The sequence below is a fragment of the Serratia sp. C2(1) genome (assembly GCF_036352655.1).
Classification (GTDB): Bacteria; Pseudomonadota; Gammaproteobacteria; order Enterobacterales; family Enterobacteriaceae; genus Serratia; species Serratia inhibens.
Window position 1 is genome coordinate 466,844 of the sequence record NZ_JAZFBA010000002.1, and the last position, 16,395, is coordinate 483,238.

11 protein-coding genes are annotated in these 16,395 nt (G+C 57.4%); 7 read left to right on the plus strand and 4 right to left on the minus strand.

Going from position 1 to position 16,395, the window contains the following annotated elements; genetic code table 11:
- Positions 1-5 precede the first annotated feature (5 nt).
- From relA to V2S86_RS17745, 7 genes are all read left to right on the plus strand, one after another.
- Positions 6-2,237: a GTP diphosphokinase gene (gene relA / locus V2S86_RS17715; RefSeq protein WP_330763508.1), complete on the plus strand. Its 2,232-nt coding sequence runs from the start codon at positions 6-8 to the stop codon at positions 2,235-2,237.
- A 166-nt stretch (positions 2,238-2,403) separates the two neighbouring features.
- Complete coding sequence (gene mazG / locus V2S86_RS17720; RefSeq protein ID WP_330763509.1) at positions 2,404-3,222, plus strand: nucleoside triphosphate pyrophosphohydrolase; 819 nt, start codon at positions 2,404-2,406, stop codon at positions 3,220-3,222.
- 378 nt (positions 3,223-3,600) lie between these two features.
- Complete coding sequence (pyrG, locus tag V2S86_RS17725; protein ID WP_212558536.1) at positions 3,601-5,238, plus strand: glutamine hydrolyzing CTP synthase; 1,638 nt, start codon at positions 3,601-3,603, stop codon at positions 5,236-5,238.
- Positions 5,239-5,319: 81 nt separating this feature from the next.
- The gene (gene eno / locus V2S86_RS17730; protein ID WP_330763510.1) at positions 5,320-6,615 is read left to right on the plus strand and encodes a phosphopyruvate hydratase; all 1,296 of its coding nucleotides are present in this window, start codon (positions 5,320-5,322) and stop codon (positions 6,613-6,615) included.
- 306 nt (positions 6,616-6,921) lie between these two features.
- Positions 6,922-8,112, plus strand: coding sequence for an NAD(P)/FAD-dependent oxidoreductase (locus V2S86_RS17735; RefSeq protein ID WP_330763511.1), 1,191 nt, complete (start codon positions 6,922-6,924; stop codon positions 8,110-8,112).
- A gap of 12 nt (positions 8,113-8,124) precedes the next feature.
- Positions 8,125-8,505 carry a hypothetical protein gene (locus V2S86_RS17740; protein ID WP_330763512.1) on the plus strand — a complete coding sequence of 127 codons (381 nt, stop codon included), beginning with the start codon at positions 8,125-8,127 and terminating at the stop codon, positions 8,503-8,505.
- A gap of 36 nt (positions 8,506-8,541) precedes the next feature.
- The gene (locus tag V2S86_RS17745) at positions 8,542-9,732 is read left to right on the plus strand and encodes a methionine gamma-lyase (RefSeq protein ID WP_330763513.1); all 1,191 of its coding nucleotides are present in this window, start codon (positions 8,542-8,544) and stop codon (positions 9,730-9,732) included.
- A gap of 30 nt (positions 9,733-9,762) precedes the next feature.
- Here V2S86_RS17745 and V2S86_RS17750 read toward each other — a convergent pair whose 3' ends face one another.
- From V2S86_RS17750 to V2S86_RS17765, 4 genes are all read right to left on the minus strand, one after another.
- On the minus strand, positions 9,763-11,154 hold the full coding sequence (locus V2S86_RS17750) for an amino acid permease (protein WP_330763514.1): 1,392 nt from the start codon (positions 11,152-11,154) through the stop codon (positions 9,763-9,765).
- A gap of 100 nt (positions 11,155-11,254) precedes the next feature.
- Positions 11,255-12,790, minus strand: a complete 1,536-nt coding sequence (hutH, locus tag V2S86_RS17755) for a histidine ammonia-lyase (protein WP_330763515.1) — start codon at positions 12,788-12,790, stop codon at positions 11,255-11,257.
- Positions 12,787-14,478: a urocanate hydratase gene (gene hutU / locus V2S86_RS17760; RefSeq protein ID WP_006317681.1), complete on the minus strand. Its 1,692-nt coding sequence runs from the start codon at positions 14,476-14,478 to the stop codon at positions 12,787-12,789. Before hutU ends, hutH begins: the two co-directional genes overlap by 4 nt.
- 398 nt (positions 14,479-14,876) lie before the next feature.
- Positions 14,877-16,214, minus strand: a complete 1,338-nt coding sequence (locus tag V2S86_RS17765) for an MFS transporter (RefSeq protein ID WP_330763516.1) — start codon at positions 16,212-16,214, stop codon at positions 14,877-14,879.
- Positions 16,215-16,395: the final 181 nt, after the last annotated feature.

The following is a 16,395-nucleotide window of genomic DNA, read 5'->3' on the forward strand; positions in this document are numbered from 1 at the left end:
AGGGTATGGTTGCGGTAAGAAGTGCACATCTGAACACGGCTGGTGAATTTGCTCTCGACGAGTGGATTGCCAGCTTGGGGCTACCTAACCCGCAGTCATGTGAGCGATTAGCCGCAACCTGGCGCTACTGTGAGCAACAGACCCAGAACCACCCTGACGCGTCGCTGCTGCTGTGGCGCGGACTGGAAATGGTGGAAATCCTCTCCACGCTGAGCATGGACAACGACAGCATGCGCGCCGCGCTGCTGTTCCCGCTGGTGGACGCCGGCATCGTGCCGGAAGAAACCCTGACCGAAGAGTTTGGCAAGGGCATCACCTACCTGGTGCACGGCGTGCGCGATATGGACGCCATCCGCCAACTGAAAGCCACCCAAAACGACTCCATGGCCTCCGAACAGGTCGACAACGTGCGCCGCATGCTGTTGGCGATGGTGGAGGATTTCCGCTGCGTGGTAATCAAGCTGGCTGAGCGTATCGCCCACCTGCGCGAAGTGAAGGATGCGCCGGAAGACGAGCGCGTGCTGGCGGCAAAAGAGTGTTCGAATATTTATGCGCCGCTGGCCAACCGCCTCGGCATCGGGCAACTGAAATGGGAGCTGGAGGATTTCTGCTTCCGTTACCTGCACCCGGATGAATACAAGCGTATCGCCAAGCTGCTGCACGAACGCCGCATCGATCGCGAACAGTTTATCGACGACTTCGTCGCCTCGCTGCGCAATGCGATGGGCGACGAGGGTATCAAAGCGGATATCTACGGCCGCCCGAAACATATTTACAGCATCTGGCGCAAAATGCAGAAGAAGGCGTTGGCCTTCGACGAGCTGTTTGACGTGCGCGCGGTGCGTGTGGTGGTCGAACGCTTGCAAGACTGCTATGCGGCGCTGGGGATTGTGCATACCCACTTCCGCCATCTGCCGGATGAGTTCGACGACTACGTCGCCAACCCGAAACCCAACGGTTATCAGTCGATCCACACCGTGGTGTTGGGCCCGCGCGGCAAAACGCTCGAAATCCAGATCCGTACCCGGCAGATGCATGAAGACGCGGAGCTGGGCGTGGCCGCGCACTGGAAATACAAAGAAGGCGCGGTAGCGACGGTACGCTCCGGCTATGAAGAACGCATCGCCTGGCTGCGCAAGCTGATCGCCTGGCAGGAAGAGATGGCGGACTCCGGCGAGATGCTCGACGAGGTGCGCAGCCAGGTATTCGACGATCGGGTGTACGTGTTTACCCCGAAAGGCGATGTGGTGGATCTGCCGGCCGGTTCCACGCCGCTCGACTTTGCCTATCATATTCACAGCGACGTCGGCCATCGCTGCATCGGTGCCAAGATCGGCGGGCGCATAGTGCCGTTTACCTATCAGCTGCGGATGGGCGATCAGATTGAAATCATCACCCAGAAGCAGCCGAACCCGAGCCGCGACTGGCTGAACCCGAACTTGGGCTATGTCACCACCAGCCGTGGCCGCTCCAAGATCCATAACTGGTTCCGCAAGCAGGATCGCGACAAGAATATCCTGGCCGGCCGCCAGATGCTGGACAGCGAGCTGGAGCACCTAGGCATCAGCCTGAAAGAAGCCGAGAAGCTGCTGATCCCGCGTTACAACATGAACTCGCTGGATGAAGTGCTGGCGGCGATTGGCGGTGGCGATATCCGTCTGAATCAGATGGTGAACTTCCTGCAAGGCAAGTTCAACAAGCCGAGCGCCGAGGAACAGGATCGCGAAGCGCTGCGCCAACTGGTGCAGCATAAAGCCCCGCCGGTGAGCCGCAGCAAGGACAACGGCCGGGTGGTGGTGGAAGGGGTAGGCAACCTGATGCACCACATTGCCCGCTGCTGTCAGCCGATCCCGGGCGACGACATTGTCGGCTTTATCACCCAGGGGCGCGGCATCTCCATCCACCGTGCGGACTGTGACCAACTGGTGGATTTGCAGTCGCACGCGCCGGAACGCATCGTTGACGCGGTGTGGGGCGAAAGCTATTCCAGCGGTTATTCGCTGGTGGTGCGGGTGATGGCCAACGATCGCAGCGGCCTGCTGCGCGACATCACCACCATTCTGGCCAATGAAAAGGTCAACGTGCTGGGCGTGGCCAGCCGGAGCGACACCAAAAAGCAGCTGGCGACCATCGATATGGACATTGAAATCTACAACCAGCAGGTGCTCGGCCGGGTGTTGGCCAAACTTAATCAGCTGCCGGATGTGATTGACGCCAAACGCCTGCACGGCAGCTAAATCTCCTGCGTCTTTCGAGCCGTATCGTTGTTGGCTGCGGAACGTTCATCCCTGCAAGCTCCGGGGGATTGGCGTTCTTGCCGCCTGAATGCGACTCGAAATCCAGTGGGTATTCATACTATAGGGCATAATAATCCGTGCCCGTCCTTTTGTCAGAGATGCCAATATGACCCCCTCTTTTCCGCTGCAACGCTTACTGAACATCATGAAAACGCTGCGCGATCCGCAAGCCGGTTGCCCGTGGGATCGCAAGCAAACCTTCGCCACCATCGCGCCCTACACGCTGGAAGAAACCTACGAAGTGCTGGACGCCATCGAGCGTCAGGACTACGCCGATCTGCGCGATGAGTTGGGCGATCTGCTGTTCCAGGTGGTGTTTTACGCTCAGATGGGCCAGGAGCAGGGGCTGTTCGACTTCGATGAAGTGTGTAACGCCATCAGCGATAAGCTGGAACGCCGCCACCCGCATATTTTCGGCGATGCCGATGCAACAGACAGCGAAGCCGTTGCGGCGCGTTGGGAGCAGTTGAAGGCCGGCGAGCGCGCCGAAAAAGAGCTGCATTCGGTGTTGGACGATATCCCGCAGGCATTACCGGCGCTGATGAAGGCGCACAAAATCCAGAAGCGTTGCGCCTCGGTCGGCTTCGACTGGCATACCCTGGGGCCGGTACTGGACAAAGTGTACGAAGAGATCGACGAAGTCATGCACGAAGCCAGGCAAGCGGTGGTCGATGAACAGAAGCTGGAAGAGGAAATTGGCGATCTGCTGTTCGCTACGGTAAATTTATCGCGCCATCTCGGGCACAAGGCGGAAAACGCGCTGCAGGCGGCCAACCGCAAGTTCGAACGCCGTTTCCGGCAGGTGGAAGAGATTGTCAAACAGCGCGGGTTGCAGATGGAAGAGGCTACGCTGGAGCAGATGGAAGAGGCTACGCTGGAGCAGATGGAAGAGGCCTGGCAACAGGTTAAACGTCGGGAAAACTAATCCCGGGCGGCGTTGTCCTAAAGTTGTTCGATGTGGGTCGCAATGTTGATCGGCGACAAGGTTCGCTTAAGCTGAAACGGTTAAGCTGAGAGCCATGGTTTGCTGAACGACGAGAGAACGGCAAGAAAATGCCAACAAACTGAAATTTAAGGCGTTTTATTGCCATGAAAGGGCGGTAAAAGAAAATTTTACATGCTAACTCATTGTTTTTAAAAGGCAGTGGGCAAGGTGCCGACGGATTAAACCCTGATGAACTCCCGGTGGTGACAGAGATGATGGACAGCAAAACGATCGTTTGTAGGTCTGGAGAGGTTCGGGTATACTACTTTCCCGTCTTGGTACTTCCATCGTCTTTAAACCTAAACTCTCAGGTTCAGCATGACAACTAATTATATTTTTGTGACCGGCGGGGTCGTATCCTCTCTGGGTAAAGGCATTGCCGCAGCCTCTCTGGCGGCTATTCTTGAAGCCCGTGGCCTCAACGTTACCATCATGAAACTGGACCCGTACATCAACGTGGATCCGGGCACCATGAGCCCGATTCAGCATGGGGAAGTTTTCGTCACCGAAGACGGGGCAGAAACCGATCTGGATTTGGGCCACTACGAGCGCTTCATCCGCACTAAAATGTCGCGCCGCAACAACTTCACCACGGGTCGCATTTACTCCGACGTTCTGCGTAAAGAACGCCGTGGCGACTACCTGGGCGCCACCGTACAGGTTATCCCGCACATCACCAACGCGATCAAAGAGCGCATCCTCGAAGGCGGCGAAGGCCACGACGTGGTATTGGTGGAAGTCGGCGGTACCGTCGGCGATATCGAATCGCTGCCGTTCCTGGAAGCCATCCGCCAGATGGCGGTCGAAGTGGGCCGTGAGCACACCCTGTACATGCACCTGACGCTGGTGCCGTACCTGGCCGCCGCCGGTGAAGTGAAAACCAAACCTACCCAACATTCCGTAAAAGAGCTGCTTTCTATCGGTATTCAGCCTGATGTGCTGATTTGCCGTTCTGATCGCACCGTTCCTGCTAACGAACGTGCGAAAATCGCACTTTTCTGCAACGTGCCGGAAAAAGCGGTTATCTCCCTGAAAGACGTTGATTCCATTTATAAAATCCCAGGCCTCTTGAAATCTCAGGGCCTGGACGACTATATTTGTAAACGATTCAGCCTCAACGCACCGGAAGCTAACCTGATCGAATGGGAACAGGTGATTTCCGAAGAAGCCAATCCGGGCGGCGAAGTGACCATCGGTATGGTGGGCAAATATGTCGAACTGCCGGATGCGTATAAGTCGGTGATTGAAGCTTTGAAACACGGTGGCCTGAAAAATCGTCTGACCGTGAACATCAAGCTGATCGACTCGCAGGATGTCGAAACCCGCGGTGTGGAAGTGCTGAAAGGTCTGGACGCGATTCTGATCCCAGGCGGCTTTGGCTACCGTGGTGTAGAAGGCAAGGTGATGACCGCGCGTTATGCGCGTGAAAACAACATCCCTTATCTGGGTATCTGCCTGGGTATGCAGGTGGCGCTGATGGAGTTCGCCCGCAACGTAGCGGGTATGGAGAACGCCAACTCAACCGAGTTTGTGCCAGACTGCAAGTACCCGGTAGTCGCGTTGATCACCGAATGGCGTGACGAAGACGGCAACGTTGAAGTGCGCACTGAAGAAAGCGATTTGGGCGGCACGATGCGTGTCGGTGGCCAGCAATGCCACCTGACCGACAATAGCCTGGTGCGCCAGATGTATGGCGAACCGACCATTGTTGAACGTCATCGCCACCGTTATGAAGTCAACAACATGCTGTTGAAGCAGATCGAAGCCGCCGGGCTGCGTGTTGCCGGCCGTTCTGCAGACAACAAGCTGGTTGAGATTATTGAACTGCCGAATCACCCGTGGTTTGTAGCTTGTCAGTTCCACCCGGAATTTACTTCAACGCCGCGTGATGGTCATCCGTTGTTCGCCGGTTTCGTGAAGGCCGCCGGCGAGCACCAGAAGCGCCAGGTGAAATAAAATATTTGGTAAGCGGCGCGCGGTGAGAACCGCGCGTTGTTTGTCTGGAGTTTTAGTTTAACTTGTACTGAGGAAAACCTAATGTCCAAAATCGTTAAAGTCATCGGTCGTGAAATCATCGACTCCCGCGGTAACCCGACCGTTGAAGCCGAAGTGCATCTGGAAGGCGGTTTCGTAGGTCTGGCTGCTGCGCCGTCAGGTGCTTCTACCGGTTCCCGTGAAGCACTGGAACTGCGTGACGGTGACAAGTCTCGTTTCCTGGGTAAAGGCGTACTGAAAGCCGTTGCTGCAGTAAACGGCCCGATTGCTCAGGCAGTACTGGGTAAAGATGCCAAAGACCAGGCTAACATCGACAAGATCATGATCGACCTGGACGGCACTGAAAACAAATCTCAATTCGGTGCAAACGCCATTCTGGCGGTTTCCCTGGCTACTGCCAAAGCGGCTGCTGCCTCCAAAGGCATGCCGCTGTATGAGCACATCGCTGAACTGAACGGCACCCCAGGCAAATTCTCTATGCCACTGCCTATGATGAACATCATCAATGGCGGCGAGCACGCTGACAACAACGTCGACATTCAGGAATTCATGATTCAGCCGGTTGGCGCGAAGACCCTGAAAGAAGCCGTTCGCATCGGTTCTGAAGTGTTCCATCACCTGGCGAAAGTGCTGAAGGCCAAAGGCATGAGCACCGCGGTCGGTGACGAAGGCGGCTACGCGCCAAACCTGGGTTCTAACGCCGAAGCGCTGGCTGTTATCGCAGAAGCGGTAAAAGCGGCAGGTTACGTGCTGGGCAAAGACGTGACCCTGGCGATGGACTGTGCAGCTTCCGAGTTCTACAAAGACGGTAAATACGTTCTGGCCGGCGAAGGCAACAAAGCCTTCACTTCCGAAGAGTTCACTCACTTCCTGGAAGACCTGACCAAACAGTACCCAATCGTGTCTATCGAAGATGGTCTGGACGAATCTGACTGGGCTGGTTTCGCATACCAGACCAAAGTGCTGGGCGACAAAATCCAGCTGGTGGGCGACGACCTGTTCGTTACCAACACCAAGATCCTGAAAGAAGGTATCGATAAAGGCATCGCTAACTCCATCCTGATCAAATTCAACCAGATCGGTTCTCTGACCGAAACTCTGGCTGCTATCAAGATGGCGAAAGACGCAGGCTACACCGCGGTGATCTCTCACCGTTCAGGTGAAACCGAAGATGCAACCATCGCCGACCTGGCGGTAGGTACTGCGGCTGGCCAGATCAAAACCGGTTCCATGAGCCGTTCTGACCGCGTTGCCAAATACAACCAACTGATCCGTATCGAAGAAGCGCTGGGCGACCGCGCACCGTTCAACGGCCTGAAAGAAGTTAAAGGTCAGTAATAACGGCTTGGTTCGTTGCTAAATAAAAACCCGCTGCGGCGGGTTTTTTTATCGCTATTTTTCAATACTCATTATTTACGGGAGTTATAGTATGTTATTTATTGGTATTGAATTAATATTTTAATGGCGGATTTTAACTCTATAATTTAATTATAATAATAAATTTCCTTTTTATAAATTACATTTTTCATTGCTTTATATCTTTTAGTTACTAGACTGCCTGTAAGGCAGAGCTATTACCCGCTGTCCTGCCTCTTTGAGTTTCCTACAAAATCGCTGCCCTATGGGCGGCTGGGTGAGGGCTTGATGCGGAACAGGATTGTGATTGTCGGCGGAGGAACCGGTGGGACGATATTGGCCAATTTACTGGCCACTAAATTGCACCGGGAAATATTAAATAATAAAGTTGAGTTATTAATGATTTCGGACTCTCCGATTCATTATTATAAACCGGCATTTATGTACGTGGCATTTAACGCTTTTTTTAAACAGGAGTTAATGCGTCCGCAACAAAGTTTGCTGAGCCCGGAAATTAAGTTTGTTGTCGATAAAGCGGAGCGGTTCGATTTATCCCAGCGGCTGATCCATACCCGTAGCGGCAAACAGTATGCCTACGATTTTCTGGTGTTTGCTACCGGTTGCGTGCCTTGGCCTGAGCGTATCGAGGGGTTGGCACCGGCGGGGGATCACTTCTATCAGTATCAGGCTGCCCGGCAGTTGGCGCAAAAGCTGGCGACGATCGAAAAAGGCCGCATTTTTATTACCGTTTCCTTCCCTGAAACGCCCAACGTGCCGCATCAATGCGGCATTGCGCCGATAGAAACCACACTGATGCTGGATGATTACCTGCGGCGGCGCGGCGTGCGCAAGGCGGTAGAAATCGTTTATACCTATCCGACAATTTCCCAGTTACTGCGTAATTGCCTGTTCCTGCAGCGCCCTACCGGCGAAGCGCTGCCTGCCATATTTGCGGCACGCGATATCGGCCATCAGCGTGGCTTTACCCTCAGCAGGGTGGACGAGCGACGGAAAATAGCGTATTCCGCCGAAGGCGAGGAGCAGCCGTTCGACATACTGATGGCTACGCCGCCGATCCGTGCGGTCGAAGCGGTACGCAATACCGGGCTGAGCGATATTAAAAATGGAGAAGGCTGGCTGCCGACCGATCACCAGACGCTGCAGGTGTACGGCCAGCAGGGGGTTTATGTGATTGGCGATACCGTGGATCTGCCGGTCAGCAAGGCCGGCGGCTCCTGCCACAATCAGGCGCCGGTGATTGCCGATAACATTGTGGCTGAACTGAGGTTGGGCCAGACCGTCAGCCACTACGACGGCAAGGTGCAGGCGATCGCCCAGATGGGGCTGCATGCGGGTATGCCGCTGGTTTATGACTACCGACACGATGTGCTGCCGACGCCGCCGACCAAGGTGGGCGGTATGCTGCGCAACGGGTTTAACCGTGGGCTCTATTGGGCGACGGTACGCGGGTTGATATAACGAGGGCCACTGATGAACTCACCTGAACATGAATCTCTGGCGGCATTGCTGGAGAAACTGGAACCGCTGTTGGCCGGTGGGCGGCTCGATAACGTGGTCGATTTGCTGTCGTTGCTGTCCGATGGGGTGGATATCGCGGATAACGCGCTGGTGGAAAAGCTGGCCGGCCTATTTGAAGGTGTAGTAGCTGCAGGATGGGAAGGCGGCATGGCGCTGCGGATGGCGCACACGGAACTGCAGCTGGATCCGCCGCCTGCCAATTTTCGTTCGCTGTATGCCTTATTGCGCCAGCCGGATACGTTATTGGGCCTGATGTTGGTGCTGCGTACCTTGCAAATCATCGGCGGGCGCATACGTACCGGCACGTTGCCGCCTGACGCCACTGCGGAATGACGGGAATTGTTTTACTCAATCAGGTAAGGAGTTGTTATGTCTGTCACTATCCGGCACGCCTTTGCCACACGTGCGATCCATCACGGCTACGATCCTCGGCAATATCTGGGGGCGCTTTGTCCGCCGGTCTTTATGAGTTCGACCTTTACCTTTCCCACGGCGGAATACGGCGGTGCCTGTTTTGCCGGCAGTGAGCCGGGCTATTTTTATTCCCGCATCGCCAACCCGACGCTAAATCTGCTGGAACAGCGGATAGCCAACCTGGAGGGCGGTGAGGCGGCGGTGGCGTTTTCTTCCGGCATGGGGGCGATAACCGCCTGTTGCTGGACGCTGTTGGCGCCGGGAGATGAGCTGATCGTCGATGAAACCATTTATGGCTGCACCTTCAGCTATTTTCATCAGGGTCTGGCGCGTTTTGGCGTCAAGATCACGCACGTCGATCTGACGCAGCCGGAAAAACTGGCCGCAGTCATAAGTCCACGTACCCGTTTGGTGTACTGCGAAACGCCGGCCAACCCCAATATGCGGTTGATCGATATTGCTGCCGTGGCGGAGGTGACTCATCGGCAGCAGGCACTGCTGCTGGTGGATAACACGTATTGCACTCCCTATCTGCAACAGCCGTTGGCGCTCGGGGCTGACATCGTGGTGCATTCCGCCACCAAATATATCGGTGGCCACGGGGATTTGCTGGCCGGACTGGTGGTGACCACTCAGGATTTGGCGCAGACGATCCGGCTGGTGGGACTGAAGGATATGAACGGCGCGGTACTGTCGGCACAGGATGCTGCACTGTTGCTGCGTGGCCTGAAGACGCTACCGCTTCGCATGGAGCGCCACTGCGACAACGCCGAGCGGCTGGCGGAGATGCTGGCGCAGCATCCGGCGGTGGAGCGGGTTGACTATCCCGGCCTCGAAACCTTCCCGCAGTACGCATTGGCGCAGCGACAAATGGCGCGGCCGGGCGGTATGCTGGCGTTCGAGCTTAAGGGGGGTATGGCGGCGGGCATTCGCTTCCTCAATGCGCTGCGGTTGATACTGCGAGCGGTCAGTCTGGGCGACTGTGAAAGCCTGGCGCAACACCCGGCCAGCATGACCCATTCGGCCTACAGCGCTGAAGAGCGGCAGCGCCATCATATCAGCGATGGATTGATTCGCCTGTCGGCGGGCCTGGAAGACATAGAAGATTTGCGCGCCGATATCGAACAGGCGCTGGCGCAGGTGTAATAAAAAACCCGCCTGTGGCGGGTTTGAGCGTTAATACTGAGGCGAGCTTGTGACGGGGGAACCCCCGCCTTTTTTACGTACCCACAACCAGTATGCCAGGGTAAGGAAAGCGACCCACACCAGCCCGACGTACAGGGCGATCCGGCTATCCTCGAAGTAACCGAGCAGACCGATGACGAACAGCATAAATACCGTCGCCAGCGCCGGCGCTATCGGCCACCAGGGAACCGGGAAACTCAGTTTGCTGACTTCCTGCGGCGTCAGCGTACGGCGCATGGCTGCCTGCGACAGCAGGATCATCAGCCACACCCAGACGGTCGCGAAGGTGGCGATGGAGGCGATGATCATAAACACCTGTTTTGGCATCAGGTAGTTAAGCACCACGCCCAGCAGCAGGGCGACAGACATCACCAGTACCGTCATCCAGGGCACGCCGTTGGCGGTCAGTTTGGAGAAGCTTCTCGGTGCCTGACCATCCTGCGCCATGCCGTACATCATGCGGCCGGCGCCGAAGATGTCGCTGTTGATGGCGGAAATGGCGGCGGTGATCACCACCACGTTCAATACATTGGCGGCGGAGCTGATACCCAGATTGCTGAAGATCTCCACAAACGGGCTACCGTTCTGGCCGATGCTGTTCCACGGATAGATGGCCATCAGCACCAGCAGCGTCAGTACATAAAACAGCAGGATGCGTACTGGCACCGCATTGATCGCTTTCGGCAGCACCTTCGCCGGGTCTTTCGCCTCGCTGGCGGTGATGCCGATGATCTCGATGCCGCCGAAGGCGAACATCACTACCGCCAACGAGGCGATCACGCCGCCGATGCCGTTAGGCATAAAGCCGCCGTGCTGCCACAGATTGCTAAAGCCGGTGGCATGCTGGGCCTGGCCGAAACCAAACAGCATCACCGCCGCGCCGCCGACGATCATCGCCACGATAGCCGCGACCTTGATCAGCGACAGCCAGAATTCCATTTCGCCGAACACTTTCACGCTGCACAGGTTGAGCGCGCCGATAAACATGATAATGCTGAGCACCCACACCCACTGGGCGACGTCCGGGAACCACAGCCCCATATAGATGCCGAAGGCGGTGACGTCCGCCAGAGCGACGATCACCATTTCGAAGGTATAGGTCCAGCCGGTGAGGAAACCGGCCAGCGGGCCAAGATAGTGGCTGGCGTAGTGGCCGAACGAACCGGAAACCGGTTGATGCACCGCCATTTCACCCAGCGCGCGCATCACCATAAACACCGCTGCGCCGCCGACCAGATAAGCCAGCAGCACGGCTGGGCCGGCCAGTTGGATCGCCCCGGCGGAGCCGTAGAACAGGCCGGTACCTATGGCCGAGCCGAGTGCCATAAAGCGGATATGCCGCGCGTTTAATCCGCGTCTGAGTTGAGTTGTTTCGTTACGCATGTTGCTTCCCGTTGAGTTTTTATTGCCGAACAGGCACGCGCTATCCGCACCGGGTGGAAGGCACCCGGTGGGACAGAACAAACTGCGTGGTAGGTTTTATTTATGCCTGGCTAGGCAGCAGCGCTGCTGGCATCAGCGATGTCAGATGACCGGCCGCCAACAGCAGGCTGGCGGCTTCAATGTCGGGGGCGAAGAAACGATCCTTGTCGTAGTAACTGACGTGTTCACGCAGCGTGCGGCGCGCCTGCTCCAGGGCTTCCGACGTTTTCAGGCCCTTGCGCAGATCCAGCCCCTGACAGGCGGCCAGCCACTCGACGGCTAAAATGCCGCGCACGTTATCCGCCATTTCCCACAGGCGGCGGCCTGCGGCCGGTGCCATGGAGACATGGTCTTCCTGGTTGGCGGAGGTCGGGATACTGTCGACGCTGGCCGGGTGGGCCAGAGCCTTGTTCTCGCTGGTCAGCGCCGCGGCGGTCACCTGGGCGATCATAAAGCCGGAGTTCACCCCGCCGTTGTCCACCAGGAATGGCGGCAACTGCGACATGTGTTTATCCATCATCAGCGAGATACGGCGCTCGGACAGCGAGCCGATTTCGGCAAACGCCAGCGCCAGGTTGTCGGCGGCCATGGCTACCGGTTCTGCATGGAAGTTACCGCCGGACAGCACATCGCCCTGCTCGGCGAACACCAGCGGATTGTCGGATACCGCGTTGGCTTCGATCTCCAGCACTTCGCTGGCCTGGCGGATCTGCGTCAGGCAGGCGCCCATGACCTGCGGCTGGCAGCGCAGGGAGTAAGGATCCTGCACTTTCTCGCAGTTGCGGTGCGAATCGGACACTTCGCTGCGTTCGCCGAGCAGGTGGCGGTAGGCGGCGGCGGCGTCGATCTGGCCACGCTGGCCGCGCACCGCATGGATACGCGCGTCAAATGGGCTGCGTGAACCCAGAGCGGCTTCCACCGTCAGGCTGCCGGTGACCGTAGCCGCAGCGTACAGATCTTCCGCGTCGAACAGGCCGCGCAGGGCAAAGGCGGCGGAAACCTGGGTGCCGTTCAGCAGCGCCAGACCTTCTTTGGCGGCCAGCGTCAGCGGCTTCAGGCCCGCTTTGGCCAGCGCCTCGGTGGCAGGTAGCCATTCGCCCTGATAACGGGCCTTGCCTTCACCCAGCAGCACCAGGCTCATGTGAGCCAGCGGCGCCAGGTCACCGGAGGCGCCAACGGAGCCTTTCAGTGGTATGTGCGGATAAACTTCTGCATTCACCAGCGCCATCAGTGCCTGGATCACTTCCAGACGGATGCCGGAGAAGCCGCGCGACAGGCTGTTGATTTTCAGCACCATGATCAGGCGCACCAGGTTGTCGTCGGTCGGGGCACCTACGCCGGCGGCGTGGGACAGCACGATCGAACGCTGCAGGTTTTCCAGATCTTCACGGGCGATGCGGGTGGAGGCCAGCAGGCCGAAACCGGTATTGATGCCGTAAGTGGTGCGGTTTTCTTCAACGATGCGCTCTACGCAGGCGACGCTCTGCTGAATGGCGGCATAGGCGCTGTCGTCAAGCTGAAGGCTAACCGGATGTTGATACACCTCACGCAGTTGCGCCAGTGTCAGTTGGCCTGGGCGAATAGTCAGCGCTTTCATGCTTTGCCTCCTTGGGTGGCGGCGACCATCGGCAGGTTAAGACCCTGCTCGCGGGCGCATTCGATGGCGATATCGTAACCGGCATCGGCATGACGCATGACGCCGGTCGCCGGATCGTTATGCAACACGCGGGCGATACGCTCGGCGGCTTCATCGGTGCCGTCGCAAACGATGACCATGCCGGAATGCTGCGAGAAGCCCATGCCGACGCCACCGCCGTGGTGCAAAGAAACCCAGGTCGCGCCGCTGGCGGTATTCAGCAGGGCGTTGAGCAGCGGCCAGTCGGATACGGCGTCTGAACCGTCTTTCATCGATTCGGTTTCGCGGTTCGGGCTGGAGACCGAGCCGGAGTCCAGGTGGTCGCGGCCAATCACGATCGGCGCAGACAGTTCACCGCTGCGTACCATCTCGTTGAACGCCAGGCCCAGCTTGGCGCGCTGGCCCAGACCGACCCAGCAGATACGCGCCGGCAGCCCCTGGAAGCTGATGCGCTCGCGCGCCATATCCAGCCAGTGGTGCAGGTGCTCGTCATCCGGGATCAACTCTTTAACTTTAGCGTCGGTTTTGTAAATGTCCTGCGGATCGCCGGACAGTGCAGCCCAGCGGAACGGGCCTACGCCGCGGCAGAACAGCGGGCGAATATAGGCCGGCACGAAGCCCGGGAAGTCGAAGGCGTTGCTGACGCCCATTTCTTTCGCCATCTGGCGGATGTTGTTGCCGTAGTCGAAGGTCGGCACGCCCATCTTCTGGAAGGCCAGCATGGCTTCCACGTGTTCGGCCATCGACTGCTTGGCGGCGATGACCACCTGCGCAGGCTCGGTCTGTGCGCGCTGGCGGTATTCTTCCCAGCTCCAGCCCTTCGGCAGGTAGCCGTTCAGCGGGTCATGAGCGCTGGTCTGGTCGGTGACCATGTCAGGACGCACGCCACGGCGCACCAGTTCCGGCAGGATATCCGCCGCGTTGCCGCACAGGGCGATAGAGATGGCTTTGCCTTCGGCGGTGTATTTCTTGAGGCGCGCCAGCGCGTCGTCCAGATCCTTGGCCTGTTCATCGACGTAGCGGGTTTTCAGACGGAAATCGATGCGGCTCTGCTGGCATTCGATGTTCAGCGAGCTGGCACCGGCCAGCGTGGCAGCCAGCGGCTGAGCGCCGCCCATGCCGCCCAGACCGGCAGTCAGGACCCAGCGGCCTTTCAGGCTGCCGTCGTAATGCTGGCGGCCGGCTTCCACGAAGGTCTCGTAAGTCCCCTGCACGATGCCCTGGCTGCCGATGTAGATCCAGCTGCCGGCGGTCATCTGGCCGTACATGGCCAGGCCTTTGGCATCCAGTTCGTTAAAGTGTTCCCAAGTGGCCCAATGCGGCACCAGGTTAGAGTTGGCGATCAGGACGCGCGGCGCGTTGCTGTGGGTTTTAAATACGCCGACCGGCTTGCCGGATTGCACCAGCAGCGTTTCGTCGTCTTCCAGCGTTTTCAGGGTGGCGACAATTTTGTCGTAGCAATCCCAGTCACGCGCAGCGCGGCCAATACCGCCGTACACCACCAGTTCATGCGGGTTTTCCGCTACTTCAGGATCGAGGTTGTTCATCAGCATGCGCAGCGGCGCTTCGGTCAGCCAGCTTTTTGCATTTAATTGTGTGCCGCGTGGCGCGCGTACATCGACATGGCGAACTTTGTTATTTGCAGTCACAGCATTTTCCTCAAACAGTATCGGTGCAGATTCCATAACGCGGTGGGGTCAATCACCACGTCATAACTATGCGTAGGGTTTATTAACATATACTTGTATGTACAAGCATATGCAACACTGACCAGTGAATGCCTTAAATGGCATAAGAGAAAGTTATTTTTGTTTATTATCAAATAGATGATTTTGTTTTGGGTGCCAGAGTCATTAGGTTGGCGCAGGAGAACAGTGAGCTATTCAACAAAAATGAATTAAAAATGGGTCATTTTTGAGCGTTAAATCACAATAATTTTACATGTCCATTACAAGTTGGCGGCGGTGATAAAAAAATCATATCGCTGACGGCAAAACGCCCGCCATGACGGGACACAGGAAGGTATCCCTTCAAGGGGGCGTTAGCCTTAGGCTGCCGGTTGCAGCACCGCTTTTCGGGTCATTTTGAAGACCGTAGCGATGGCGGCGATCAGCGCCGGTACGCACAGGAACATCAGGATACTTTGCACTTCCCAGTGCATGGCCAGCAATTGTGCGCCCATCATGGTGCCCGCTACGCCCCCAAAGCGACCTATGCCCTGCATCCAGGCGATACCGGTGGCGCGACTGTGGGTGGGGTAAAAGGTGGCGGCCAGCGTTTGCAGGCCCGACTGCGCGCCGTTCATGGTGATGCCCATCAGGAAGATAAAGGTCCCCAGCAGCACGATGTGGCTGTCCTCGGTCGCCATCGCCACAATCAGCAGGGCGGTAATGACAAAACCGCTCGACACCACTTTATGGGCGTTCCAGCGGTCCATCAGCCAGCCGGCCATCAGAATGCCGAGGGTGCCGCCAAAGGTAAACAGCGAGGTCAGAATGGCCGACTGTTCAAGCTGATAACCCAGCCCCTGCATCAGGATCGGCATCCAGCTCAGCAGCACGTAATAAATCACCAGCCCCATGAAGTAGGTCAGCCACAGCATCAGCGTGCCGGCCAGATAGGGACGGGTGAACAGCAGGCCGACGCTGGTTTTTGACTGCGCAAGCTTCTCTTCATACAGATAGAAACGCGTGACGTTATCAATATTTTGGCTGACGAAGCGCTGGGCGATGCGTCTGATTTTCATCGCGTCCTTGCCGCGGTTCACCATGTACTTCACCGATTCCGGCAGGAACAGGATCAGCAATACCGTCAGGATCAGCGGGGCGATCGCCCCCAGCAGCAGCACGCTGTGCCAGCCATAGGCCGGGATCAGCCACGATGAGATGGCGCCACCACCGGCGGCACCCAGCGGGAAACCGCAGTACATGGTATTAATCGCCATCGAACGGCAGCGCTGCGGCGCATATTCGGAAATGAGCGTGATGGCGTTCGGCATCGCCGCGCCCAGGCCCAGCCCGGTCAAAAAGCGCCACAGCGTCAGGCTGTTGAGCGAGCCGGCATAGGCGGTGGCCAGGCTGGACAGGCCGAAGAACAGGCACGAAAACACCAGCACTCGCTTGCGGCCGATACGATCGGAAATCGGTCCGGCCACCAGCGCGCCGAGTGACAATCCCAGTAGCGCGGCGCTCAGCACCGGACCGAGATCCTGTTTCACAATTCCCCAATCTTTGGCGACCGAAGGGGCGATATAACCCATTGCCGCAGTGTCAAAGCCGTCAATGGCAAGGATCAGGAATCCCAAAATGATTAAGGTCCAATGAAACAGCGAGAATTTGCTGTCGTCGATGGCCTGCTGAATATTCAACTCGGTGGAATGAGCCATGGCACCCTCTAAACGCAGATGTGATGTTGGTGGATGCACTGCCGGAACTGATGCCCAACTTGTGCTTGCCTGTATATACATCTGCGCCGCGACGGTTTATGTCAAATATATTTGTCTGATTTGTTATCTGTATGTTGTTTTTACGCCGCAGGATGCATCGCCAATGTGGCGGCTGACACCG